Origin of the sequence: Candidatus Pelagibacter sp. Uisw_136 (assembly GCF_047720275.1) — a bacterium.
GTDB lineage: Bacteria > Pseudomonadota > Alphaproteobacteria > Pelagibacterales > Pelagibacteraceae > Pelagibacter.
In genome coordinates this window covers 872,789-897,669 of record NZ_CP159812.1, presented here as the reverse complement: position 1 = coordinate 897,669, position 24,881 = coordinate 872,789, and the positions used below count along the sequence as shown (strand labels likewise).

The following is a 24,881-nucleotide window of genomic DNA, read 5'->3' as shown; positions in this document are numbered from 1 at the left end:
TTTATTGCTTTCTAGTTGCAATATAAACACCAAGAGTTGCCACAGCAAAACCTATAAGATCTAGATTATTTAATTTTTCATTTAAAAATAACCAAGCCATTATTGCGGTAGTTGGTGGTATTAAAAAAAATATAGAAACTGTTTTACTTGCAGAGTTATTTTTTATTAAATACATCAAGATTGTGAATGCTCCAAAAGACACCAGAAATATCTGGTGACTCATTGCTATTAAGAATGTAGATGTAAAATTAATATAAGGTTCACTAAAAATAAAAATAACTAGTATATGAAAAAAACAACCACCCATTGCTTGATACATATTGCTAACTGATAAAGGTAAATTATTACTTATCTTTTTTTGCCACAAGGTAGAAGTTGTAATAGCTAACAGAGCAATAAAAGAAGCTATCACTCCAAGCACAGGAAGGCTTGATCCAATATCAAAACCTAAAACTAAAGCAGCACCAATAAATCCAAGGACCACCCCAATCCATTGTTTGAAAGTAACTTTTTCACCCAAGAATTTTCCTGCTAAAGCATTAGTTAAAATTGGCTGCAAGGTTACAATTAATGCAGCAATACCTGTTGGCATTCCTATTGAAACTGAATAAAAAACACCTCCCAAATAAACACCATGAAAAAGTACGCCACTAAAAAGTGATTGAAAAAGATTTCTAGTATTGGTTAAAATTTTTTGTTTTGCATAAATTGAAAAAATAAAGAAACCAAAAGCTACAACAAAAAATCTAAAGGCTAATGCAGCAAAAGGATCACTATTGTCTATTATTGGTTTTGTAGTCACAAAGGCTGAGGACCACAAAATAATAAAAATGAATGGAAAAATTTTAACCATATCGAGGTTATAGGTTATATTTTATATCAATATTAGAGATTAATATCCAAAATGAACACTTTCTCTCTTGAGTTGTACTTATAAATACTTAGGATTAAGAAGGAGTATAATGATTTTAAAAAAGATAATTGCTGGATTATTTTTGCTATTTTTTCTTAATGGTTGTGTGCAAAGTGCAGCTTTATTAGGACCTGCATACACATTAACTAGTACTGGCAACGTCTTTCAAGCTGGTCTCTCATATGGATCTAATCAAGCAGTTAAAAAAATTACAGGAAAGTCAACTACTGAAAACATTAAAAGCTTTATAGATGATAACAAAATAAAAGTTGAGGAAGAAGAAAACCATGAAGAGTTTTTTGCATTAGTAAAAAGTAGAATAGAAAAAACAAGTAAAATTATTCAATTAGCTAATCAGTAATACTCAATAAAAGTTGTTCTGATTGCCCAGTTTCTTTACACCACAGCTCATAACTTTCGCACATTCTCCATAAAAAATCAAAAGCACGCTGAGAAATTTCAAGTGGAAAAGAACTTTTAGCATAATATAGCTCTGGATACTTTATTAGCTGTTTTACTGTGGCATCCTTTTGTACGTTTAAAAGTTTAATAGTTTCATCTGGTATCTTCTCTCCACTATCCTTATCAATAAATTTGTTATTTTTTAAATATTCAAACCAATCATCATGAAACTTACCACTGCTTATTTCTTCATATTTTTTTGTGCCTATAAAACCCTCAATGGCATCTATGTTAGAAATATCTAGATTATTTTTTTTAATATCAGCTATATCTTTATAAATAACTTCAGCTAAATAAATAACATAAGGTTTTTTGACTTTAGGAAGCATCTTTTATTTTTTATATTTTGCCATAGCTGCATTGGCTAATATTAAATTTGGGTCTAAATATAGTTTTGACATTTTTACATTTTTCAATGATTTAAAGGCAAAGATAGCTATAGGTAGCTCTGTACAACCCAATATAATTTTCTTACAATTATTTTTAATTAAATAATTAATAGCTGGTTTAATAGATTTTTCAGCTAGTTTTATGTTCCCCATTTTGACATGCTTGATTGTTTTATTGACTGATTTAATTTGTAAATCATGGATAGGTGTAATTAATTTATAGTTATTTTTAAATAGTTTTTCATATATCTTTGTTTTTAACGTTCCTTCTGTAGCAAGAAGTCCAATCTTTGAATTCTTTTTATAAATTTTTTTAGTATGTAAAAAAACTTCTTTAGGCATATTTATGATGGGAATTCTTATTTTTTTTTTTAAATCTTCATACCAATAATGAGCCGTATTACAGGGTATGACAATAAATTTACAACCACTTTTCTCGAGTGATCTGCAACCTTCAAGTAAGCTTTTAAGAACTTTATTATATTTTAAATTATTTTTTAAATTTCTAGGAAGGTCTGTAAACCTTTTAGTTTGAACACCAATTGACTCTGGTCTTCCAGGTATATTGGACTTATTGTAAAGCATGAAAAGAGGGTATTCTTGATCAATCTTGCCTCTATTAAGCATGGCAAGTTTGTTGCAAAAATCAAGCCCAGCTTGTGTTCCCATTCCACCTAAAATTCCGATCATAATATTTGTAATTATTAAAGATTTATTTTTTTGAGTTTTTAAATTGCTTTATTTATACCTCTCATAAAAACTAATACCAAACAACCATTTTTACTAAAAGAAGAGTGTTTAGATCCAGGTTCGAAAGTTACAAAATCACCTTTTTTAAAAATTTTACCATCTGGATCAGTTAATTCACCCTCCATCATTAAAAACTCTTCATAACCTGTGTGAATATGAGAGATACCTTTTGCACCAGGCTCATATTTTAAAATAAAGGTTCCACCTCCACCATTTTTTTTATCAAAACTAATGTTGTGCCAACTTAATCCTGGGATAACTTTTCCATAATTATCAAAAGGTTTAAAATCGACATTTTTTAAATCAGTTATTTTTCTTTCAGCCATAAGTATATATATTGATTATTTAAATATTAATTATAAAATTATGCAAGATATATATATTGATGATATTGGTAAGGGCTTCCCTTTAGTACTGGTCCATGGATTTTTAGGCTCATCGGACATGTGGAAATTACAAATAGAACATTTCAAAAATGATTTTAGGGTTATCGCTCCAGCGCTACCAGGTTTTGGAAAAAGTAATTATGTAAATTCCTGTGAATCAATTAATTGTATGGCCAAGTCAATTCTTGAGTCCCTAAAGAAATTGGAAATTAAAAGATTTCATTTACTAGGCCATTCTATGGGAGGAATGATAGTACAGGAAATTTCAAGATTAGCAGAAAATCAAATTGATAAATTGATTTGTTATGGCACTGGACCAAGAGGAAATATTCCTGGTCGGTTTGAAACTATTGATCAATCCAGAGAAAAATTAAAAATTAATGGATTAAAGGATACAGCATACAGGATATCAAAAACTTGGTTTGTAGAAGAGGACAAATCTAAATACTTTTATCTTTGTGAGGAAGCTGGAAAACAAACTTCAATAGAGGCTGCAGACAATGGATTAGTTGCTATGAAAAATTGGGATGGAGTTAAAAATTTACAAAATATTAAAAATGAAACATTAATAGTTTGGGGAGATCAAGATAAGGCTTATAATTTTAATCAAGTAGAAACCCTGAATGACAATATTCCTAATAGTAATTTAAAAATAATTAAGGGATGCTCTCATAATGTTCATTTAGAGAAGCCGGATGAATTTAATAGAATATTGAGTGAATTTCTTAAAAAAAACTGATTGGTATTGGCTGAAATATTTAGCTAAATAATTAAAAAATTAATTTAATTAAAAAATCGCAGCCAATAGAAAGTGTGAATATTATGCAGTTTTTAAATTTACCGCTGAAGGACCTTTTGGACCATCTTCAACTTCAAAAGTCAAAGCTTGACCTTCATCTAAACCGTTCATACCAGCATCTCTTACAGCTGAAACGTGAACGAATACATCTTTTTCTTTATCTTCTCTTTCAATAAAACCAAAACCTTTAGTTGGATTGAACCATTTTACTTTTCCTTGTAGACTCATATTTATCTTCTTACTTTTTATTGTGTTACTTTTATTACTTATAATTAAGTAATTGACGCTTTGTTTAGATTTATTGAGGTTTTGTCAACTAAATTTAAAAATTTGAATAATTAAAGACTTATTTGTTGCTAATTAGCATGGTCATATAAATAGAGTTGATATCTTTTTTATAGTGCGAGAAGGGCTCACAGGGCTCAAAACCACACTTATTAAATAATTTTCTAGCGGTTAAAAAGAAGTCACCAGCACCAGTTTCTAAACTTAATCTTTTAATATTAAGTTTTTTTGCCTCATTAATTAGGTGATTTATGACTTTCGTGCCATTTCCATTGCCTCTAAAGTTGTCACTAACCCTTATAGATTTGAATTCACCATGTTCTTTATCTAGGAATTTTAATGCACCGCTACCCATTAAATCACTTTCTTCCCATAAGCTCCAAAATTTAATAGATGGGTCTTTTAATCCAGCTATATCAAGTACGTGAGCACTCCCTTCGGGTGATACAGATCTTAACTCAATAAAATGATTGATAAGAAACTCATGAACTTCTGGATTATCAAAATTTCCTTCGATTGATTTTAACATTTGGGCAATATTTACTTAAGAAGGGTTGTTAGGTGTCCCATTTTTCTTTTTTGTTTAATCTCTTTTTTAAGATAATCAAAGAAAAATTCATTTTCATTATGTTCTTTATTTCTATAATTAGTAATTTGGTCACCAATTATATTTGTCATCATTGCATTTGATACTTTTTTAAGAGGTATTTGTTCTAATTTACAAACAGCTCTTACATGATTTTCAAATTGACTTACATTATATGCATTAATTGTTAGATGCCCTGAGTTATGAACTCTTGGTGCAATTTCATTTACATAAAGGTTATCATTCCTATCAATGAAAAATTCAACACACAAAGTTCCAACATATTTTAATTCTTCAGAAATTTGAGTTGCCCATAGTTTTGATTGTTCTAATATTTTATCACTAATCTCAGCTGGAATTTTAGAGTTTTTCAAAATTTGGTCTTCATGTACATTCTCAATGGGTTCATAAATTTCATATTTTTGATCACTAAAACGAGTAATAATTATAGAGATTTCTTTTTTTAATTTTACTAATTTTTCTAAAATATAACCTTTTGAATAATCAATATTAATTGAGTCTAAGTTTTCTAAACTACTAATGGGGTGTTGCCCTTTGCCATCATACCCTAGTGTTGTAGTTTTAAGTATGCCTGGCAGTAAATCTTCAACTGATTCAATGTCAGATTTTTTTTCAATAGATACATATCTTGTAGTTCTTATATTAAGATTATTGATAAAGTCTTTTTCTGCTAATCTATGTTGAATTATTCTATTTACAGAAGGTTTTGGTAAAACAGGTTTTATTTTATTAATTTCATTCAATGTTTCATATGGAATATTTTCAAATTCATAAGAGACAACATCAACTTTATTCAAAAATTCTTTAATCTTATTTTGATCATTATATTCACCGTGTATAAAATCATTAGAAAAATTTTGTGCAGGGGCATCAATATCATCACAAAAAATAACTGTTTTAATTTCAAGTCTTTTTGCAGCAATAGCAAGCATACTACCTAACTGACCTCCACCTATAATTCCAAGAATTGGTTTAGACATATTTTAAATCTATTTTGGTTTTTTTTTAACAGATTTGCTTTGACTTAAACGGAACTGGTTTAATTTTTTTTTGACAGTTAAATCACTAAGACCAATAATAGATACAGCTAGTAAAGCAGCGTTAATTGCACCATCTTCTCCAATTGCTAATGTTCCAACAGGTATTCCTTTTGGCATTTGTGCAATGGATAAAAGGCTATCAAGACCTTTTAGCTTTTTACTTTCAATGGGTACACCCAGTACAGGTAAAGATGTAAGAGCTGAAATCATTCCTGGTAAATGTGCAGATCCGCCAGCTCCAGCAATAATTACTGCAATACCATTTTTTTCAGCATTAATAGCAAATTCATACATCCTCTTAGGGGTTCTATGAGCTGATATTATTTTCGTTTCAAATTTTATATTTAATTTTTTAAGAATATTTTGACAAAATATCATGGTTTTATAGTCAGATTGACTACCCATAATAATTGATACTTTTTTTAATTTATTTTTAGCCATTTGTTGTAATTTTATTCTAACGTAAATTGTTATTTCAAATTAAGCCTAAAATTTCAATAAAATTAATAGAATTTATCTATCTTATTGATATTCTTAAAACAAAGAAGATCACAATGAATTTTAAAATTGATAATTTACAATATTGTAACTGGTCTAGAGAAATTTTTCAGATCAATAAACAAGCAGGACTGGATGCAATTCATGTAACCATAGTTTACCACGAAGATTTTGATGAGCTAAAAACAGTATTAAAAAACTGGGAAAATCACTTTTCAGAAAATTCTGACTTAATTTTTCATGGCAAAAGTTTTAAAGATATTGAAAAAGCTAAAACTGAAAATAAAACTGCAGTTTTTTTTGGTTTTCAAAATTGCTCACCTATAGAAGACGATATTGGATTAGTTGAAAAAGTTTATGATTTAGGATGTAGGTTTATGCAGCTTACGTATAACAATCAGTCTTTACTAGCGACAGGATGTTATGAAGCAATTGATAGTGGGGTTACTAATTTTGGTAGAGAAGTAATTAAAGAGATGAATAGACTAGGTCTTGTAATAGACATGTCTCATTCAGCAGAAAAAAGCACAATTGATGCAATCGAGATAAGTGAAAAACCGATTGCAATAACTCACGCAAACCCATCATTTTGGCATCCAGCTAAGAGAAACAAATCAAACGAACTATTAAAAATTTTATCCAAACATAAAGGAATGTTGGGTCTGTCTTTATATCCTCATCATTTAAAAGATGGAACTGATTGTTCTTTAGAAAGCTTTTGTGAAATGACTGCTAAGACAGCTGAGATTATGGGAGTTGAAAAAATTGGAATAGGTTCAGATCTTTGTTTAAACCAACCAGATACTATTGTTGAGTGGATGAGAAATGGTACTTGGACTAAAAGTAAAAATTATGGAGAAGGGTCAAAAAATAAACCTGGTTTTCCAAAACAACCTGATTGGTTCTTAGATGCAAGAGGGTTTGAAAACTTAGCGACCGGACTTAAAAAAGTTGGTTTTTTAGAAAGTGAAGTTAATGGAATTCTTGGAAACAACTGGTACAATTTTTACAAAGAAATGAATCAATGAATATCTCATTAAGAGACCCCAATGTAGTAATGAAGCTATCAAGATTAGGCTCTTTTCATCAATCTAAACTTTCATTTTTAAGAAGTTTTTTAAAAGAGTTTAAGGATTGGGATTATAAAAGAGATTTATTTGAATTAAATGAGCATGGTTATGGCACTGCAGTTTATTCATTTAAGAAAAAAAATAGAGTGTATTCATTAATTTGTTTTGCAAACGAATTGGATGAAAATGAAAGATCAGATAGAGTTATAGCTACTAAATGGGATGCAGCCTTTACACTTTTTGATGGTGTACCAAAAAAACAAGATATTGAAAGATTAAAAAACGAAGTACCAAAACAAGAGTTTGGCAGACTTTCTTATAAAGAGCTAACGCTTTCAAGAGCTAATAAATCAGTTAGAGTTTTCAATCATGTGGTTGAATGTTTAAGCGAAGGTAAGCAGCCTGATAATGATTTATTATCTAGTGTTGGTTATTTATATAGAACAACTGCAGTTTATGGGTCAGGTAAATTTGGCTTAGCTGATAGATTTAGAATTAAAGACCGAGAGGAAATATACGGCCCTTTTAGATTGGAAATGATGTTGGTTTATTTAGTTAGGCAATTTACTTTTGATCAAGTTAATCACGTTGCAAAAAACAAGAACCCAAAAAAAGCGGTAAGTCTTGATATAAATATTTGTAAAAGTTTAGGAATAGGAAATTCTACAGGTCTAGGAATGGCTCCATTTATTGTTAACCATCCAACACTTTTAAATAATTGGATTTCTGCAAGAGAGATTTCTTTAAAAAAGATAAGAGAAATAAAAACAATATCAGAGAAAGACAAAAACTTATTTTTAGAATGTTTAAAAAAATCAATAAAGAATATCACTTCTTGGAATACTGAAAGCAAATATCAAATAAACAAGATTAGATCTTTATTAAAAGATCTTAACAAATTTATTCTATACTTAGATAATGATTTTAGTTTTGAACAAAATTATGCTTTTAATGAATTATATCTTTATTTAGAAAAAGAATATTGTGAAGAATGTATTGAATATGTTGTCTCAATGATGATGGAACCTTATGACGATATAACATCTCCGTTAATAAAAGAAATGAGTTCTGAAGAAGAAAAATATTTTAATATTCCAACAGAGCGAACAGTAGAAGACTTAAAGCAGATTTTAGAAAAAAAATATCCAGATATTTTAACTATAGATTTTACTAAAGATGAAAATAATTTAAATTTTTGGTTTATTTCAAAAAATAAAGAAGAGCCAAGACTAGCAAATAGATTTGATGAAGTGGGCGCTGAGTTAGAGCAACCCTTAGCAATTGCAAGAGACATTAAAAAACTTTATGAATTGTTATTGGTAACTAAAAATAGTTGGACCATTGCTAAATTTTTATCAACTAATAATGAATTAAGACACGTTGTTAGAAGGGCATTTATAGTAGAGAAATTCCCTTATTCTGAAATACAAGATAATACAATTGGCCAAAAAATAATGCCTATTGATATGCTGAGATTAAAGTTATCATTTTTTGGAGCATTAAAATTTGATCCACGTTCTGATAAATGGTTAAGAATATGTATGTTTCAAGGAGCACCCTTACCAGAACAATTAAAAAACTATGATGAACATTGGGTTTATAATTAATCAACATGAGATCATTAAGTGAAATAGATACAGTTTCTAAAAGATCGAGCAAGGCTGCTGGATATTCATGGGGTATAGCTGAAGAGATTGGAAAAAATATAAGACTACTTGAAATTTTTAGCCTACCTGGAATTAAAAACTTAAATAGTTTTTTTAAGAAAAAGAAAGAATTAAGGTTAGAGAATATCAGTATCATAAAGCAAGACAATGAGGCTAATAAAAATGAATATTGTCCAATAATTGCAGGGGTAAATTTTTTAGATCAGATTAAAACTTTAGAAACTTTAAACGAGATAACATTTAAAAAAGTCTCATATCCATTACTTTTCTTACCATTTGTAAGTAGGGCGGCAGAAGTGATTGGTAAAAGAATACTCTTAAAAATGGATGAAAGGGAGTTTTTATTAAACTTTAATAATAATATCTATTCTAATTATACTAAAAACGAAATTATCGAATCTGCTGAAAATATTTACTTAAAAGTTTTAGAAAATAGAGACTCGTTTGAAGAGAAAGAATGGAATGAGCTCTATAAACTTTCAGAAGAAACTTTTGTTGAAGAAAATGAAAGCCTAAAACAAGGTGGAGCAGGCGCTGGTCTTACTGATAATGACTAAAGACTTTGATGATCAAACTAATGATGAAGAAGTTCTTCAATTAGATGATTTTTGTGAAGAGTGTAAAAAAGAAGACCCAAGTGTTTCTCAAAATTTAATTTTAACAGGATTTAAAACCTGTAATTCTTGTAAACTTTCAAAAACTATATTTCCGATTTAACTAATATTACTAATAGGCAGAGCATTCATTTTACTCATTACAAAAGATATTGAAAGAAAAGCAATTATTAAAAAAGCTAAAAAGACTATTCCAAATGATTTAAAATTAGACTTTAGATTTAAGACTTGTTTTGTTGAAATGATTAATCCTGCAAATATCCAAAACTGAGTTAGAAATATTATTGGGATCATTAAATCTGGTGTTACAGCAAAAAATCTTAAAAGCCCTGGTGCATGAGCAAACCCTACGGCTGTTAATACTTTTTTAAATGGAACTTTAGTTTCTTTATCTGGAAATAATTTTACACCGATCACATAAATAAATAGTCCCCACACAAACCAAGTAAGAATGGCAGTTAAGCCAGACATTGCAACAGCAGTTTTAATAACAGTATTTGCAGCAACAGCTCCTGCTAAGCCATCTAGTATCATGATAAGACCTGCAAAATATATTGCAGCCTCACCAAAGTTCTTATTATCTTTGTAGAGAGTTTTATCTAATTTAATAGACCGAACAATTATATTTAAAAATTGACCAAACATTATTTATTTTTTTTATTATTCTTCTGTGCTTTATAAGAAACAAATAGTGGAAAGAGTATTAAAGCAATTACTATTATTATGCAAATTACGATTAGGAATGATTTTGTCATTATTAGTGGGGGAGAATTAACCTCCCCCAAATAATTAATTTAACCTTTAACGACTTCTCTTGTGTTTGCGTTATAAGATTCTGTAAATGGCATATCCACCACTACAGCATCAACAGGTGTTCCTGGTGTGTCAGAATATTTAGCAGGTAAGTGAACTTTGTACTTAGTTCCAGCTTTTCCTTTAGGGAAACCATTACCATTTAATGTTCCATCAAATGGTATGTATCCCATTGCTATATTTTGACCTTTTTCAGGGTGATACCAAGGTGATGTAATAAATCCTACAGGATCTCCACCACTCTCAGGTGACACTAACCAAAAGTCAGGAGCATATTCTTCAATTGGTTTTCCACCCAACTCAAGACCTACTAACTGAAGTTTGTAAGGTTTTTTTCCATCCTTAAGCTCTGCGCCCATTTTCTCTAGTGCAGCTTTACCAACATAGTCAGCTTTTTTATCCCACTCACCTTTACCAGATAGTGACACTTGGTAACCAAGGTTACACTGGAAAGGATTGTGTTGTTGATCCATGTCTTGTCCCCAAGAAAGAATTCCAGCTTGAATTCTTCTGTGGTGAGCAGGAGCGATAACCATTAGGCTATGTTTTTTACCTGCAGCAAGAACAGCATTCCACATATCATCAGCATATTTAGTTGCTTCTCTTAAGTAGATTTCATATCCAGCTTCACCTGAGAAACCAGATTGTGAAATCACACAACTCCTGCCGCCAACTTTAACTTCAGCTAAACCGTAGAAAGGCATATTGTCAAAATCAACTTGATCTCCACAAAGGTCTTTCATTAAAGCTTTTGATTTAGGACCTTGAATTTGCACCGGGCAAACGTCAATTTCTTCAACTGTACAATCAAATCTTCCATCAGCGTTAACACCTTGAAGATACATTCCAATATCAGAGTCTGATAAAGAGAACCAAAATTCATCTTTTGAAATTCTAAGAAGAATAGGATCATTTAAAACACCACCATAAGCATTACATAGAATTACATATCTTGCTCTCATGGGTGAGATTTTAGTTGCATCTCTAGTTATAACGTAGTCAGTAAACTTTTCTGCATCAGGACCTTTAACTCTAATTTGTCTTTCAACAGCAACGTTCCACATCGTAACGTGATTTTTAATTGCTTCATATTCAACCATAGCTCCACCATCTTCAGGTTTTACATAACCTCTTGGGTGATAAATACGATTGTAAACAGTTGCTCTCCAACAACCAGCTTCCATTGATAGATGCCAGTATGGAGATTTTCTTACTCTTGTTGAAATTAACATTTCAACTTTTGTAGGCCCACTCTGTCTTAAGTTATATGGTACTTCACGATCAGATTGATCAACTGAAGTCACATGATTTAGTTTAGTATAGTCAAATTCATTAGACATAACCGTTCTCCTTCAACCACTTGTTAGTTTCCTTCAAGCCGCCGAATGTATAAATGTGGAAGTTGCCAGTAAACTCTTTCACTTTCCCAATTAATTCATTAGGGTCTTTAGGTTTCAATAAATCTAATGCCTTACTAAAATTAGACTTAAGAAAATTTATAGAATTTTTCGCCCCGACAATATTAGCAAATTTAATCAAGCTAGTTATTTTCATTGGCCCAGTAATTCCTACATGCACTGGCACTGACTGCTTAGAAATAAAATCTACAATAGGTTGACTCTCTAATAACCACTGGGTCACTATATAGTCGGCGTAAGGTTTTTTATCTATCATAGCTTTTTCTAATTCTTTATCAGAAATATCCTGACTTCCTTCTGGATGTCCTGCTATTCCTATTTTAATTCCATCAAAAAATCCTGTCTCTAAAATTTGAATTGAACTATCAAACTTTCCAACTGGCTCTCTACTTCCGCCAATTACCAAAGCTTGTTTAGCACCCACATCTTTACATCTTGCAATGTAATCTTTAAGTTGAGCATCATCCGTAATTGATCTTGCTGGAAAATGTGGAACTGGATTAAATCCCTTTTTAACTAACTCAGCTGATTGGTTAGCTGTCTCTTTATAGTCTCCTCCTGGAAGCATAGTTACATAAACATCCTTAACGGGAGGCAATGTATCAAGATCTGTTTGAGGTCCAACCTCAAGTGAAAAATTCATTTTTCCTGATGATTATCTTTTTTGTAAATGCTGTCAAAGAAATTCATCCTGTGGACAAAAATATTTGTTGCCAAAAATTGTGCTGGTGATAATTTTTTTTAATGTCTAAAGATCCTAAAAATCTTGAACTTTCAAAGATCTTAGATTTAGAGAAAATTAAAGTGGTTGGGAACCCCATCGAGAAAGCTCATGGATTGCCAAACGAGTGCTACACCAGCTCTGACTATCTAAGAATTGAAAGAGAGAGGATTTTCAAGGATAAATGGACAGTAATTGGGGTTGGAAGTTCTGTGCCAAATGTAGGAGACGCTCAACCTTATACTTTACTGGGCATCCCTCTTATTATTCTAAGAGACAAAGAGAAAAAAATAAGAGTATTTCATAATGTCTGTAGCCATAGAGGCTTCAAACTTTTAGATGAGCCTTGTGCTTTGAAAAATGTCTTAAGATGTCTATATCATTCATGGTCCTACGATTTTGATGGAAAGTTGGTTGCGACACCTCATATTGGAGGCCTGAATGTTCATGAAACAGATAAATTCGATAAATCAAAAAGTAACCTAAAAGAAGTTAGAACCAAAGTTTGGATGGACATAATATTTATCAATATAAATGGTAATGAATTAGAGTTTGATGAGTATATCAAGCCACTTGAAGAAAGATGGTCAAAATTCATATCCAAGGAAGATCAAAAATTACTTAAACACTCAAAGGATCATGGGTATTTCATTCTCGATGTTAAATGTAATTGGAAGTTTGCAATAGAAAATTACTGTGAAAGTTATCATTTGCCATGGATACATGCAGAATTAAATAAAGTTTCAAATATTAGCGACCATTACCATATTCAAGGTTTACCAAATAGATTTGCTGGCCAAGGTACAAATAAATACGACCAACCTGTTAAAGGAAATCAAACTTTTAATAATTTTCCAAATTGGCCAACAGAACTGTCTAAAAAAGCTGAGTATATTGCTTTATTTCCAAACGTAATGATTGGTCTTCATATAGATCATTTTTATGTTTTTTGGTTAGAACCTAAGTCTATTAGTGAAACTAAAGAACATTTAATGATGTATTATGTAGGTGATGATAGTGCGAATGGAACTGAGTTTACTGAGATGAGAAAAAAAAATGCAGAATTTTGGAAAGAAGTTATGTCAGAAGATATAAAAGCTATTGAAGGTATGCAAGAAGGTAGAAATTCACCAGCATATAATGGTGGAAATTTTTCACCAATAATGGATAACCCTACACATGAATTTCATAAATGGATTGCAACAAACTTAATTTAAAATGAAAATAATATTAATTATGGGTCTTCCAGGAGCTGGCAAAACAACTCTAGCAAATGAAATTGCTCCATCGATAAATGCTAAAAGACTTAATGCTGATGAAGTTAGAAAAGAAGCTAATGATTGGGATTTTTCAGAAGAAGGCAGAATAAGACAAGCCAAAAGAATGGCAAATTTTGCTAAAAAATTAAAAGATGATGGAAATTATGTTATTGCTGATTTTGTTTGCCCAACACCTGAAGCAAGAAGTTTATTTCCTGCAGATTATATGGTTTGGGTTAATACAATAAAAGAGGGACGTTTTGATGATACTAACAAGATGTTTGTTAAACCTGAAAAATTTGACTGTCAGGTTACAACTCAAGATGCTAAACATTGGGCACCAATAATACTAAAGGAGATAAAATAATGGCTTATGAATGGGATAATAAAAAACCAACAGCACAAATGCTTGGCAGATGGCAGCCATTTCATGATGGTCACTATGCTTTATTTCAGGAAATTATTAAAAAAACAGGTCAAGTATGTATTCAAATTAGAGACGTTCAAGGTGTTGATGATAATCCATTTGATTTTGACACGGTTAAAAAAAATATTGAAGAAAAGTTAAACCCAGAATTTGAAGGCAGATTTAAAGTAATGATGGTTCCTAATATTACTAATATTTGTTACGGAAGAGGGGTTGGTTACAAAATAGAAGAAGTTGTTTTGTCAGAGGAAATTCAACAAATCTCTGCAACAAAAATTAGAGCTAAAATGAGAGAAGATGGCAAACTTAAGTAATATTAAAGTTAAACTTTTAAATAAAGGTATTGCTTCAATCATCATCAATGAGCCAAAAACATATAACGCACTTTCATTTAAAAATTTAGAAGATCTAATTAAAGCTTTTAAAAAATTAGATGAAGATAAAAATATTAAGGTAATAATTATTGAAGGGTCTGGAAAAGGTTTTAGTGCGGGTCATAATTTAAAAGAAGTAAGTGGATTAAAAAAAAGAGAAAAATATCAAAAACTTTTTAATCTTTGCTCAAAATTAATGCTTCAAATAGTTGAAGGAAAAAAACCAGTTATTGCAAAAGTTCATGGGGCAGCATTTGCTGCGGGATGTCAACTAGTTGCAAGTTGTGATCTTGCTTACAGTGCTAGTGATGCAATATTTGCAACACCAGGAGTAAATATAGGCTTATTTTGTAGCACACCAATGGTAGCTGTTAGCAGAAAAGTTAATAGAAAAAGAATGATGCAGATGCTGTTAACTGGCGAACCCATTAAAGCAAATTATGCAAAAGAAATTGGATTAATTAATAATCATTTTTCTAAATTAAAATTAAACAATGAAGTATTAAAAGTTGCTAAAACTATTGCTTCAAAATCAAGTTTTACAATTAAAATTGGCAAACAAACTTTTTATAATCAATTAGAAATGCCATTAAGAAAAGCTTATGCATATACGAGTAAAATGATGACTAAAAATATGATGGCTATGGATGCTAAAGAAGGAATATCTGCATTTTTAGAAAAAAGAAAACCTAAGTGGAAACATAAGTAGTGAACGACAAAATAAAAGAAATTCTTTCAAAATATAAAACAATTGCAATGGTGGGTGTTAGTAAGGACGACAAAAAACCTTCAACTATTGTTATGAAATATATGCAGAAGTATGGCTTTAAAGTTATTCCAGTTAATCCAAGTGCAAAAGGACAAAAGATATTAGGAGAAGAAGTTTATGAAAAACTTGAAGATATCAAAATACCAATAGATATTGTGGATGTGTTTAGACCTTCAGCAGAAGCACTTAAGTTTGCGGAGGGTGGTATTAAAATTGATGCTAAAGTTCTTTGGCTACAACTAGGAATAAGAAGTTTAGAAGCAAAAAAGTTAGTAGAAAGTAAGAATATTGAATACATAGAAAATAGATGCACTAAAATGGAATATCAAAAGCTTTTTTTAAATATAAATCCAGCTTTTCCTGTCTTACAAAATTAAATGAATATAATAAATTTTACTCCCTTGCCTGCGTTTCTAGGGGGTGCATTAATTGGTTTGGCTGTAGTTCTATTCTTTGTCTTTAACGGTCGATTAATTGGAATAAGTGGAATTGCTAGTAATTTTTTAACTTCTAAAAGTAATAGATTTGATAATTTTTTATTTATAGTGGGGTTAATAATTGGCCCTATTTTATATAAATTTTTTACATCTCAAGAAATTAATATTTCAATTTCAAATTCATTTTTTTTAGTATCTATAGCTGGTTTAATGGTAGGTGTTGGCACGAGAATTGGTGGGGGGTGTACTAGTGGTCATGGAATTAGTGGAATGGGCAGATTTTCTATAAGGTCAATTATTGCAACAATAACCTTCATGATTGTTGGAATTTTAACTGTTTTGGTAAAAAACTTAGTATGAGTAAAATTATATCTTTAGTTTGTGGGATAATATTTGGAATTGGTCTTACTGTTTCAGAAATGATTGATCCTGCTAAAGTTTTAGGTTTCTTAAATATTTTTGGAGATTGGGACCCATCTTTAGCATTTGTGATGATCGGAGCCCTAATTATATCTTCTCCATTTTTTCACTTATTTAAAAATAATAAAAAACCTATTTTTGCTAAAAGCTTTAATTACACAACTAATAAAGAGATAAATAAAAAGTTAATTATTGGCTCTTCACTTTTTGGAGCAGGTTGGGGTTTGGCAGGCTTATGTCCTGGGCCTGCGATAGCATCTTTAGCTTTATTAAATATTAATTCAGCTGTCTTTGTAGTTGCAATGTTTGCTGGGTTTTATTTAGCTAAATTGGCAGAACCGACTACCCATGCTCGATGATAAAAATCATCTATATTTTTTTGAATTAACCCTTTGGCAATTTGGGTAGCTTCTTGCTCTTCAAAAGGACCATGTTTTTTTTCAGTATTCTTTAGTATTGTTTCAAATTCATTAGGGTTGGTATGCTCACCTTCAATTACATAAAAATTTTTCATGGCTTTCTTATAGAACTAGTTTAAAAATACACAAATGAAAAAAATATTTCTTTTATATGGTCATTATAACGAAAAATCTTTTAATGCTGCTATTAGAGATACTTTTATAAAAACGGTTGAAGCAAACGGTCATTCAGTTGATTGTGTAGACCTATATAAGGAAAAATTTAACCCTGTTTTTGCAGGTGAACAAGCTGGTGAAGATGTTTTAGATCATCGTAGACGAATTGAGAAGTGTGATACAATCGTTCTAATTGCACCTATTTGGAACTTTAGAATGCCAGCAATTGTGGAGGGATGGATAGATAAAGTTTTGTCACCACCATGGGCATTTACATTTAAAAAACTAGTTGGAAACTATGGTTATCCAATGGGAAATTTAAAAGATAAAAAAGCTATAATTTTTTGTACTTATGGGTCTCCAAGGCTCGCTATTACAACCTTCTTCTTAAACTTACCTATAAGAAGATTAAAAAGAGGGGTATTTCACATGTGTGGCATTTATAATATTGTTTATAGAAGATACTTTGCTGTACCGTTTGTCAGTGATAAAAAAAGAGAACAATTTTTGGAAGACGTCAGAACAACTGCACAAAATATATAAATTAATTTTAATTACTTTATTTTTTACATCTCCATCATTTGCTGAATTAGTTAAGCCTAATAATGGGATTGAACCTTATCAAGTTGTCAAAATCCAATTAAGAAGTTTAAAACAGAATGATAATCCAAAAAAAGATAATGGAATTGAGCAGACTTGGGAATTTGCACACCCAAATAATCAAAAAAATACAGGTCCTTTAGATCGATTTAAAGTGATGATAAAAGGAAAATCTTATGTGATGCTTCTTAATCACTTGGACCATAAGGTTGTTAAGATAAAATCTACTGATTTAACTGCTCTTTTTGAAGTAACAGTTCTTGATAGAGATAAGGTCTATTATAAATTCAACTGGTCAGTTGAAAAATATACAAAAAATGGTCCCCTTAAGGACTGCTGGCTGACTACAATGGTATCTGCACCAATGCCTCTTGGATCTTCAGTTTAAGCTAATAACTAAACGAATTTTGTTTCGTTAATAATAAAAAAATAGTAGGAATCGGATTAATGAAATCTAAAGCTAAAGTTGTTGTAGTTGGTGGTGGCGTAGTTGGAGTTAGTGCTCTTTATCACCTGGCAAAAAAAGGTTTGTCAGATGTTGTTCTTGTCGAGAGAAAAGAATTAACTTCAGGATCAACTTGGCACGCAGCAGGTCTGCTTCCACTATTTAATATGAGTTATTCAGTTGGACAGCTTCATAAGTATGCAGTTGATCTTTATAAAAAATTAGAAGAAGAGACAGGACAAAATGTTGGCTTCAGTGTTGTCTCAAATATTCGTTTAGCAAGCACTAAAGATAGGATGGATGAATATCATCAATATGCAGGAGTGGCACAAACTATAGGTGTTGATGTAAAATTTTTAACTCCAGATCAGGTAAAAGAAATTTGGCCTTTATGTCGTACAGATGATTTGCTTGGAGCAATCCAACACCCGGAGGATGGATATATTCAACCTGCAGACTTAACTCAAGCAATGGCTACGGGTGCAAGAAATATGGGTGCAGAGATTTATAGAAACACGTCTGTAGTTGGAATTAAACAAACTAAAGATGGATGGACTGTTGAAACTGACAAAGGAGCTATTGAATGTGAACATGTAATTTCTTGTTCAGGAAATTTTGCAAGACAAACTGGAAAAATGGTTGGTTTAGATATTCCTGCCATACCTGTTGAGCATCAATATATTGTAACAGAAGCACACCCAGATATTTTAAAAAGAAAAAAAGAAGGCTTACCAGAGATGGGAGTTTTAAGAGATAGTGATAGTAGATGGTACATGAGAGAAGAAGCAGGTGGTTTAATATTAGGACCCTATGAGGATGGTGCTCCAGCTTGTTATGTTGATGGACCATCAAAAGATTCTGAGTATGAATTATTTCAAGAAGATTTAGATAGACTTGCTCCACATATAGAAGGTGCGATTCATCGAGTTCCAGCCTTTGGAGAAGTTGGTGTAAAAAAAGTTTATAACGGAGCAATTTGTTACACACCTGATGGAAACCCAATTGTAGGACCGGCGTGGGGACTTAAAAATTTCTGGATTAATGAAGGACATAGTTTTGGTATTACTGCAGCAGGTGGTGCAGGATGGCAACTTGCTGAATGGATTGTAGATGGAGAACCAACAGTTGATATGCTTGGCGTTGACCCAAGAAGATTTGGTGATTATGCAACAAAATCTTACTTAAAAGAAAAAAACGAAGAAGCTTATAACCATGTATTTAAAGTTCATTACCCAGATGAAGAAAGAGGCGCTGCTAGAGAATTAAGAACATCACCTTGTTATGACAGAATGAAAGCATTAGGTGCAGTATTTGGACAAAAATTTGGTTGGGAGAGACCAAATTTCTTTGCAGTAGATGGAATGGAACAAAAAGATGATTGGTCTTTTAGAAGATCCAAGTGGTTTGAGGCAATAAAAAAAGAATGTAAAAATGTAAAAGAAAATGTGGGTCTTTTAGACATGACTGCATTTGCAAAATGTAGAATTAAAGGTTCTGGGGCTGAAGAGTTTTTAGATTATTTAGTAGCAAACAAACTTCCAAAAAAAATAGGAAGAATTGGTTTATGTCATGCCCTTAATACTAAAGGAGGAGTACATTCTGAATTTACAATAATGAGAGAAGCTCCAGATAGTTTCTATTTAGTTTCCGCAGGAGCAAACCAAAGATTAGACCATGATTGGATTCAAAAATGGATGCCAAATGATGGGACAGTTCAATTTGAAAATCTAACTAATAGTATGGGTGTACTTGTTGTGTCTGGTCCAAAGGCTAGAGAATTAATGACAAGAGTTTCCAGTGATGATTTTTCTGGTGAAAACTTTAAATGGTTAAGTGCTAAAAATGTGAATGTTGGAAATGCACCAGTGAATGCTATGAGAGTAAACTTTGTTGGTGAATTAGGGTGGGAGCTTCATCATCCAATTGAATACCAAAACCATATATTTGATAAATTAATGGAAGCTGGCAAAAATTTAGGTATTAAGCCTTATGGGATTAGAGCGATGAATAGTTTAAGACTTGAAAAATCTTATAAACTTGTTGGGACAGAATTATCAATTGAATATTCACCTTACGAATCTGGACTAGATAGATTTATACATCCTAATAAAGGAAACTTTATTGGTTTAGAAGCGCTGAATAAATGGAGAGAAAAAGGTTTTAAAAATAAACTGGTTACTATGGAAATTCACAATGTCGAAGATGCGGATGTTCTAGGAAATAATCCAATTTATGAAAATGACAAAGTTGTTGGACGTGCAACAGGAGGAGATTTTGGATTTAGACTAGGTAAATCGATTGCACTAGGAATGGTGAACCCTAATGTTGCGACAACTGGTCAAAAATTGAAAATTGATATTTTAGGAAAAATGTACGATGCTACTATTTTGGACGAGAGTCCATACGATCCAGAAAATAATTTATTGAGAGCATAATGAAAATATTAGTCGCTGTTAAAAGAGTAATTGATTACAACGTTCAAGTCAGGGTTAAAGAGGATGGAACTGGTGTTGTTACTGATAATGTTAAAATGTCTAGCAATCCACCCGATGATAATGCGATTGAAGAAGCTGTAAAAATTAAAGAAGCAGGTAAGGCGACAGAAATTATTGCAATTACAGTGGGTGAGGAAAAATCACAAGAAACTGTTAGAAAAGCCTTGGCAGTTGGTGCTGATAGAGGAATTTTAATCAAAACTGAAGGAATTGTTGAGCCATTAGCTGTAGCAAAAGTGCTGCAAAAAATTGTTGAAAAAGAAAAACCAGATCTAGTTTTTATGGGTAAACAAGCAATTGATGATGACTGTAATCAAACAGGTCAAATGTTAAGTGCTTTATTGAATTGGCCTCAAGCAACATTTGCATCAAAAATTGAAATAAAAGACAGAACTTTAGAGGTAACTAGAGAAATTGATGAAGGATTAGAAACAATTGAAGTTAATCTACCAGCTATAGTGACATGTGATTTAAGATTAAATGAGCCTCGTTATGCTTCACTACCAAATATTATGAAATCTAAAAAGAAACATTTGGAAATTTTAACAGCTGCTGACTTAGGAGTTGATACCACACCTAGGGTTCAACAAATTAAAGTAGAAGAACCACCAAAAAGAAAAGCAGGAATTAAAGTTGCAAGTGTTGCCGAGTTAGTTAGCAAACTTAAAAATGAGGCAAAGGTAATATAATGTCAGTTTTATTAATAGCAGAGCATAATAATAAAGAAGTAAGACCTTTTACATTAAACGCAATTACTGCAGCATCTCAAATGGATGGAGATGTACATGTCCTATTAATTGGAAATAATTGTGGAGATGTTGCTAAATTATTATCTGAAATGCCAGCTGTTAAAAAAGTATTACATGCTGAAGCTCCTCACTATGAAAACTATTTAGCAGAAAACTTTGCACCACTAGTTGTAAAAGTTTCAGAAAATTATTCTCATATTGTAAGTTCTGCAAATACATTTGGTAAAAATTTGATGCCAAGAATAGCAGCAAACTTAGATATATCTCAAGTAAGTGATATTACTAAAGTGATATCAGCTGATACATTCATAAGACCTATTTATGCGGGTAATGCATTTGCTACAGTAAAAAGTACTGATGCAAAAAAATGTATAACAATTAGACCAACATCTTTTGAACCTTGTGAAACTTCTGGTGGCTCTGCTCCAATAGAAAAAATTGAAGCTACTGAAGAGTTTACGTTATCAAAATTTATTAAAAGAGAAGAGGTTAAGTCAGACAGACCTGAGCTTGGAACTGCTAGAGTTGTAGTTTCTGGTGGAAGAGGAATGCAAAATGGAGAAAATTTTAAATTAATAACTGATATTGCGGATAAATTAAATGCAGCAATTGGAGCATCACGTGCAGCAGTTGATGCAGGATACATAAGCAATGAACATCAAGTTGGTCAAACTGGTAAAGTTGTTGTACCTGATTTATATATTGCAGTTGGAATTTCTGGAGCAATTCAGCATTTAGCTGGAATGAAAGAAAGTAAAATTATTGTTGCTATAAATAAAGATGGTGAAGCACCAATATTTAGTGTCGCAGATTATGGACTTGAAGCAGACTTATTTGAGGCGTTACCTCAATTCTTAGAAGAATTGAATAAATTAAATAGTATACAAAAATAATCAGTACTGTAAAAATTCAAGATATGCCTAGAGAAGCAATGGATTATGATGTGGTAATCGTTGGGGGTGGTCCTTCAGGACTATCTACGGCAATTAAACTCAAACAATTAGATCCAGAATTAAATGTGTGTTTACTTGAAAAAGCTTCAGAGATTGGTGCACATATTCTAAGTGGTAATGTTTTTGAAACTAGAGCTTTAGATGAGTTATTACCAAACTGGAAAGAACTTAATTCACCTATAAAAACTAAAGTTTCAAAAGAAAAATTCTTATTTTTAGGAAAATCAAAATCATTAAGCTGGCCGACATGGCTACTTCCATCAGTTCAACAAAATCATAATAATTACATAATCAGTTTAGCAAACCTATGTAGATGGCTTGCAGAACAAGCAGAAGCTTTAGGTGTAGAAATATTTCCAGGTTTTCCTGCAAGTGAAATTTTATACAATGATGATGGATCAGTTAAGGGAGTTGCAACTCAAGACATGGGAGTTGATAAAAATGGAAATAAAAAAGATGGCTTTGAACCAGGTATAGAGCTTTTAGGAAAAGTTACTGTTTTTGCAGAAGGATGTAGAGGGCATCTTGGAAAACAATTAATTGAAAAATACAATTTATCAGAAGGTAAAGATCCTCAGCAATATGGAATTGGGTTTAAAGAAATTTGGGAAATCAGTGAACAAAATCATGAAGAGGGAATGGTAATGCATACTGCAGGTTGGCCACTAGATAACAATACTTATGGCGGAAGCTTTATCTATCACGCAGAAAACAAACAAGTTTTTTTAGGTTATGTAATTGGTCTTGATTATAAAAACCCACACCTTTCACCGTTTGATGAATTTCAAAGATTTAAAACTCATCCTGCAATTAAAAAAATAATTGAAGGTGGAAAACGTATTTCATATGGCGCACGTGCTTTAATTGAAGGTGGACTTCAAAGTTTACCAAAAATGTTTATGCCAGGTGCTTTGTTAATCGGTTGTGATGCGGGAACTTTAAATATGCCTAAGATCAAAGGATCACACACTGCAATGAAAAGTGGAATGATTGCTGCTGAAACTATTAATAAACATTTAAAAGAAAAGCAAGATTTATCAATTTATGAAGATAAATTTAAAAAAAGTTGGGTTTATGAAGAACTACATACTGCCAGAAATGTTAAGCCTAGTTTTAGCTGGGGTTTAATTCTTGGAATAATATTTACCGGAATTGATCAAATATTATTTAGAGGAAAATTACCTTTTACCTTAAGACATAAACATGCTGACCACGAAACACTAAAACCAGCAAATGAAATGCCAAAAATTGATTACCCTAAACCAGATAATGTGATTACATTTGATAAAACAAGTTCTGTTTATTTAACAGGAACCAATCATACTGATAATCAGCCTGTGCACTTACAGTTAAAAGATCCAAACTTACCTATAAATTACACTTTAGAAAAATTTGATGAACCAGCACAAAGATATTGTCCTGCAGGTGTTTATGAAGTTCAAAATGAAAATGGTGTTAATAAATTTATAATTAATTCACAAAATTGTATTCATTGTAAAACTTGTGATATTAAAGAACCTTCTCAAAATATTACCTGGGTTACCCCTGAAGGAAGTGGCGGACCTAAGTACGGAAATATGTAATTTTCGTTGTGCTCTTCCTTATGATCTTGGAAGAACACAACGAAAAATATCTTTTTTAAAAAGATAAAATTAATCCAAGAACGAAAATAAGAGAGAGTGTTAGTCCTAAAAAAACTAGGTTTGTTAGAGTTTCTTTTTCTTTAACTTTTCTAGCTCTATTTAAGAGAATATTTATATCAACACGACCTGATGATGAAACTTCCTCACTCTTTTCAGGGGTCGCTAGAGAAGAAAGGTTATCAACCCGTGTATTAATTATTTTTTCTGCACTCATGCATGTAACTAATCATTGTGAAGTAGATTAAACAATTAAAGAATAGTTCATTATGGGCTAAGTTGTTTACTTTGATGTTCATTTTGGGTTATGATCATAGAAAATTATATGTCTATAACCTTACCCAAAGTATCAAATCAAATTCTTAGTAAGGATATTCTTAATACAATAAATAAATATTTCACTACCATTCAGCCTATTTGGTTGCCAATACAAATGGAATGGACGAACAATCTTTATAGAACTTTTTATGATTATGAAAAATTTATGATTGTCATGTATTTAATGACTAAAACATTTGATTATTATTCAAAAAATTTTGTGAAATTAAATTATGATGAGTTTTTTAGTCAAAATGAAGTTGAAGTAGAAACACTTAATATAATGGAAATATCTAATGCACTTAACATACCAAAAGAGACAGCTAGAAGAAAAATTAATGAATTAGAAGAATTAAGAGCAATTAAAAAAATAAATAAAAAAATTATAATTGATAGAAGTACTTGGCCAAATATAAAACCTGAAGTAACAATGAAAAATATGTCATTTTTTTTATCTACTCTGTCAAAAATGATAGTTAATGAGGGATTAATGATAGAACCAATTAGCTCAGAGGATTTAATAAGAGTAGTTAAAAAAAATTTTTCATTCGTTTGGAAACTTTACTACGATATGCAATTGCCAATGCTATTAACATTTAAAAAAATCCATGGTGATTTAGAAACCTTTCATGTTTACGGCACTTGCTTAACTAATCATGTATTAAATGCAAAAAGAAATGATAATAGTCAGATGAGCAAAGAATTATATTTAGACAAGTATTTTTTTGGTAATAAACAAGAATTTTCAGGCATTAATGCAATGTCAATTTCAGATATTACGGGCATACCAAGAGCTACAGTTATTAGAAAATTAAATAAATTGGTTGAAGAAAAATTTTTAGTAATAGATAGTAAAAAACATTATTCAACTAATAGAACAGTTCACCAAAAAAAAATAATTGCAATACAAAAAACAACATTTATTAATCTATCTAATTTTTCTGAACGCATTTATAATTTGAGTTTAATAGAAAAAAATAATTAAAAT

Annotated in this window: 33 protein-coding genes; 20 read left to right on the top strand and 13 right to left on the bottom strand. The window is 31.1% G+C overall.

Features of this window, described 5'->3' with window-relative positions; translation table 11 throughout:
• Position 1: 1 nt before the first annotated feature.
• A complete protein-coding gene (locus ABXT53_RS04915) occupies positions 2-853 on the bottom strand; it encodes a DMT family transporter (RefSeq protein WP_415290004.1) in 852 nt (283 codons plus the stop codon).
• Positions 854-962: 109 nt separating this feature from the next.
• Here ABXT53_RS04915 and ABXT53_RS04910 point away from each other — a divergent pair, with 109 nt between their 5' ends.
• Positions 963-1,274 carry a hypothetical protein gene (locus ABXT53_RS04910; protein ID WP_415290002.1) on the top strand — a complete coding sequence of 104 codons (312 nt, stop codon included), beginning with the start codon at positions 963-965 and terminating at the stop codon, positions 1,272-1,274.
• On the opposite strand, the gene ABXT53_RS04905 is transcribed toward ABXT53_RS04910, so the two are convergent.
• Genes ABXT53_RS04905 through ABXT53_RS04895 form a run of 3 tightly spaced genes read right to left on the bottom strand, consistent with a single transcriptional unit; the run spans position 1,264 to position 2,840 of the window.
• The gene (locus ABXT53_RS04905; RefSeq protein WP_415290000.1) at positions 1,264-1,704 is read right to left on the bottom strand and encodes a hypothetical protein; all 441 of its coding nucleotides are present in this window, start codon (positions 1,702-1,704) and stop codon (positions 1,264-1,266) included. The genes ABXT53_RS04910 and ABXT53_RS04905 overlap by 11 nt on opposite strands.
• Positions 1,705-1,707: 3 nt before the next feature.
• A complete protein-coding gene (locus tag ABXT53_RS04900) occupies positions 1,708-2,454 on the bottom strand; it encodes an aspartate/glutamate racemase family protein (protein WP_415289998.1) in 747 nt (248 codons plus the stop codon).
• A 38-nt stretch (positions 2,455-2,492) separates the two neighbouring features.
• Positions 2,493-2,840 carry a cupin domain-containing protein gene (locus tag ABXT53_RS04895; protein ID WP_415289996.1) on the bottom strand — a complete coding sequence of 116 codons (348 nt, stop codon included), beginning with the start codon at positions 2,838-2,840 and terminating at the stop codon, positions 2,493-2,495.
• Positions 2,841-2,880: 40 nt separating this feature from the next.
• Between ABXT53_RS04895 and ABXT53_RS04890 the strand changes: the two genes are divergently transcribed.
• A complete protein-coding gene (locus ABXT53_RS04890) occupies positions 2,881-3,639 on the top strand; it encodes an alpha/beta fold hydrolase (protein ID WP_415289995.1) in 759 nt (252 codons plus the stop codon).
• Between the two features lie 81 nt (positions 3,640-3,720).
• Here the strand turns inward: ABXT53_RS04890 and ABXT53_RS04885 are convergent, their stop codons facing one another.
• The 4 genes from ABXT53_RS04885 to purE form a co-directional block, all read right to left on the bottom strand.
• On the bottom strand, positions 3,721-3,927 hold the full coding sequence (locus tag ABXT53_RS04885) for a cold-shock protein (RefSeq protein ID WP_006998008.1): 207 nt from the start codon (positions 3,925-3,927) through the stop codon (positions 3,721-3,723).
• Between the two features lie 118 nt (positions 3,928-4,045).
• Entirely contained in the window at positions 4,046-4,513 is a 468-nt protein-coding gene (locus tag ABXT53_RS04880; protein ID WP_415289993.1) for a GNAT family N-acetyltransferase, read from the bottom strand.
• An 11-nt stretch (positions 4,514-4,524) separates the two neighbouring features.
• A complete protein-coding gene (locus tag ABXT53_RS04875; RefSeq protein ID WP_415289992.1) occupies positions 4,525-5,571 on the bottom strand; it encodes a 5-(carboxyamino)imidazole ribonucleotide synthase in 1,047 nt (348 codons plus the stop codon).
• A gap of 9 nt (positions 5,572-5,580) precedes the next feature.
• Positions 5,581-6,072: a 5-(carboxyamino)imidazole ribonucleotide mutase gene (gene purE, locus ABXT53_RS04870; RefSeq protein WP_415289990.1), complete on the bottom strand. Its 492-nt coding sequence runs from the start codon at positions 6,070-6,072 to the stop codon at positions 5,581-5,583.
• Between the two features lie 113 nt (positions 6,073-6,185).
• Between purE and ABXT53_RS04865 the strand changes: the two genes are divergently transcribed.
• The 4 genes from ABXT53_RS04865 to ABXT53_RS04850 are packed head-to-tail and all read left to right on the top strand — an operon-like array spanning position 6,186 to position 9,583.
• A complete protein-coding gene (locus tag ABXT53_RS04865) occupies positions 6,186-7,157 on the top strand; it encodes a membrane dipeptidase (RefSeq protein WP_415289988.1) in 972 nt (323 codons plus the stop codon).
• Positions 7,154-8,806, top strand: a complete 1,653-nt coding sequence (locus ABXT53_RS04860; RefSeq protein ID WP_415289987.1) for a hypothetical protein — start codon at positions 7,154-7,156, stop codon at positions 8,804-8,806. The genes ABXT53_RS04865 and ABXT53_RS04860 overlap by 4 nt, the downstream gene beginning before the upstream one ends.
• A 5-nt stretch (positions 8,807-8,811) precedes the next feature.
• On the top strand, positions 8,812-9,423 hold the full coding sequence (locus ABXT53_RS04855; RefSeq protein WP_415289986.1) for a DUF3726 domain-containing protein: 612 nt from the start codon (positions 8,812-8,814) through the stop codon (positions 9,421-9,423).
• Positions 9,416-9,583, top strand: coding sequence for a hypothetical protein (locus tag ABXT53_RS04850; RefSeq protein WP_415289985.1), 168 nt, complete (start codon positions 9,416-9,418; stop codon positions 9,581-9,583). The genes ABXT53_RS04855 and ABXT53_RS04850 overlap by 8 nt, the downstream gene beginning before the upstream one ends.
• Here ABXT53_RS04850 and ABXT53_RS04845 read toward each other — a convergent pair.
• From ABXT53_RS04845 to ABXT53_RS04835, 3 genes are all read right to left on the bottom strand, one after another.
• On the bottom strand, positions 9,580-10,125 hold the full coding sequence (locus tag ABXT53_RS04845; protein ID WP_168607360.1) for a hypothetical protein: 546 nt from the start codon (positions 10,123-10,125) through the stop codon (positions 9,580-9,582). The genes ABXT53_RS04850 and ABXT53_RS04845 overlap by 4 nt on opposite strands.
• Before the next feature lie 149 nt (positions 10,126-10,274).
• Positions 10,275-11,633, bottom strand: a complete 1,359-nt coding sequence (locus ABXT53_RS04840; RefSeq protein WP_415289983.1) for a glycine cleavage T C-terminal barrel domain-containing protein — start codon at positions 11,631-11,633, stop codon at positions 10,275-10,277.
• The gene (locus tag ABXT53_RS04835; RefSeq protein WP_415289982.1) at positions 11,626-12,354 is read right to left on the bottom strand and encodes a methylenetetrahydrofolate reductase; all 729 of its coding nucleotides are present in this window, start codon (positions 12,352-12,354) and stop codon (positions 11,626-11,628) included. Before ABXT53_RS04835 ends, ABXT53_RS04840 begins: the two co-directional genes overlap by 8 nt.
• A gap of 101 nt (positions 12,355-12,455) precedes the next feature.
• Between ABXT53_RS04835 and ABXT53_RS04830 the strand changes: the two genes are divergently transcribed.
• From ABXT53_RS04830 to ABXT53_RS04800, 7 genes are read left to right on the top strand one after another with little or no spacing between them, the layout of a single operon-like run.
• Complete coding sequence (locus tag ABXT53_RS04830; protein ID WP_415289981.1) at positions 12,456-13,649, top strand: aromatic ring-hydroxylating oxygenase subunit alpha; 1,194 nt, start codon at positions 12,456-12,458, stop codon at positions 13,647-13,649.
• Position 13,650: 1 nt separating this feature from the next.
• On the top strand, positions 13,651-14,058 hold the full coding sequence (locus ABXT53_RS04825) for an AAA family ATPase (RefSeq protein WP_415289980.1): 408 nt from the start codon (positions 13,651-13,653) through the stop codon (positions 14,056-14,058).
• Positions 14,058-14,432 (top strand): cytidyltransferase, encoded by a 375-nt coding sequence (locus tag ABXT53_RS04820; RefSeq protein WP_415289979.1) that lies wholly within the window; start codon positions 14,058-14,060, stop codon positions 14,430-14,432. The genes ABXT53_RS04825 and ABXT53_RS04820 overlap by 1 nt, the downstream gene beginning before the upstream one ends.
• Positions 14,416-15,201, top strand: coding sequence for an enoyl-CoA hydratase (locus ABXT53_RS04815; protein WP_415289978.1), 786 nt, complete (start codon positions 14,416-14,418; stop codon positions 15,199-15,201). The genes ABXT53_RS04820 and ABXT53_RS04815 overlap by 17 nt, the downstream gene beginning before the upstream one ends.
• Positions 15,201-15,638 carry a CoA-binding protein gene (locus ABXT53_RS04810; protein ID WP_415289976.1) on the top strand — a complete coding sequence of 146 codons (438 nt, stop codon included), beginning with the start codon at positions 15,201-15,203 and terminating at the stop codon, positions 15,636-15,638. Before ABXT53_RS04815 ends, ABXT53_RS04810 begins: the two co-directional genes overlap by 1 nt.
• On the top strand, positions 15,639-16,058 hold the full coding sequence (locus ABXT53_RS04805; protein ID WP_415289975.1) for a YeeE/YedE family protein: 420 nt from the start codon (positions 15,639-15,641) through the stop codon (positions 16,056-16,058).
• On the top strand, positions 16,055-16,477 hold the full coding sequence (locus tag ABXT53_RS04800; RefSeq protein WP_415289973.1) for a DUF6691 family protein: 423 nt from the start codon (positions 16,055-16,057) through the stop codon (positions 16,475-16,477). The genes ABXT53_RS04805 and ABXT53_RS04800 overlap by 4 nt, the downstream gene beginning before the upstream one ends.
• Here the strand turns inward: ABXT53_RS04800 and ABXT53_RS04795 are convergent.
• Positions 16,435-16,632 carry a hypothetical protein gene (locus tag ABXT53_RS04795; RefSeq protein ID WP_415289972.1) on the bottom strand — a complete coding sequence of 66 codons (198 nt, stop codon included), beginning with the start codon at positions 16,630-16,632 and terminating at the stop codon, positions 16,435-16,437. The two genes, ABXT53_RS04800 and ABXT53_RS04795, sit on opposite strands and share 43 nt — an antisense overlap.
• A 34-nt stretch (positions 16,633-16,666) precedes the next feature.
• On the opposite strand from ABXT53_RS04795, the gene ABXT53_RS04790 reads away from it, so the two are divergent.
• From ABXT53_RS04790 to ABXT53_RS04765, 6 genes are read left to right on the top strand one after another with little or no spacing between them, the layout of a single operon-like run.
• On the top strand, positions 16,667-17,236 hold the full coding sequence (locus ABXT53_RS04790) for an NAD(P)H-dependent oxidoreductase (RefSeq protein WP_415277852.1): 570 nt from the start codon (positions 16,667-16,669) through the stop codon (positions 17,234-17,236).
• Positions 17,178-17,681 (top strand): DUF4864 domain-containing protein, encoded by a 504-nt coding sequence (locus ABXT53_RS04785; protein WP_415291308.1) that lies wholly within the window; start codon positions 17,178-17,180, stop codon positions 17,679-17,681. The genes ABXT53_RS04790 and ABXT53_RS04785 overlap by 59 nt, the downstream gene beginning before the upstream one ends.
• A 59-nt stretch (positions 17,682-17,740) precedes the next feature.
• Positions 17,741-20,173 (top strand): GcvT family protein, encoded by a 2,433-nt coding sequence (locus ABXT53_RS04780; protein ID WP_415289970.1) that lies wholly within the window; start codon positions 17,741-17,743, stop codon positions 20,171-20,173.
• Positions 20,173-20,922, top strand: a complete 750-nt coding sequence (locus tag ABXT53_RS04775) for an electron transfer flavoprotein subunit beta/FixA family protein (protein WP_415289968.1) — start codon at positions 20,173-20,175, stop codon at positions 20,920-20,922. Before ABXT53_RS04780 ends, ABXT53_RS04775 begins: the two co-directional genes overlap by 1 nt.
• Positions 20,922-21,875 carry an electron transfer flavoprotein subunit alpha/FixB family protein gene (locus tag ABXT53_RS04770; protein ID WP_415289966.1) on the top strand — a complete coding sequence of 318 codons (954 nt, stop codon included), beginning with the start codon at positions 20,922-20,924 and terminating at the stop codon, positions 21,873-21,875. Before ABXT53_RS04775 ends, ABXT53_RS04770 begins: the two co-directional genes overlap by 1 nt.
• Positions 21,876-21,898: 23 nt before the next feature.
• Positions 21,899-23,518, top strand: coding sequence for an electron transfer flavoprotein-ubiquinone oxidoreductase (locus ABXT53_RS04765; protein WP_415289964.1), 1,620 nt, complete (start codon positions 21,899-21,901; stop codon positions 23,516-23,518).
• 55 nt (positions 23,519-23,573) lie between these two features.
• Here ABXT53_RS04765 and ABXT53_RS04760 read toward each other — a convergent pair whose 3' ends face one another.
• The gene (locus ABXT53_RS04760) at positions 23,574-23,792 is read right to left on the bottom strand and encodes a hypothetical protein (protein WP_415289963.1); all 219 of its coding nucleotides are present in this window, start codon (positions 23,790-23,792) and stop codon (positions 23,574-23,576) included.
• Positions 23,793-23,900: 108 nt separating this feature from the next.
• On the opposite strand from ABXT53_RS04760, the gene ABXT53_RS04755 reads away from it, so the two are divergent.
• Entirely contained in the window at positions 23,901-24,878 is a 978-nt protein-coding gene (locus tag ABXT53_RS04755; RefSeq protein WP_415289961.1) for a hypothetical protein, read from the top strand.
• Positions 24,879-24,881 lie beyond the last annotated feature (3 nt).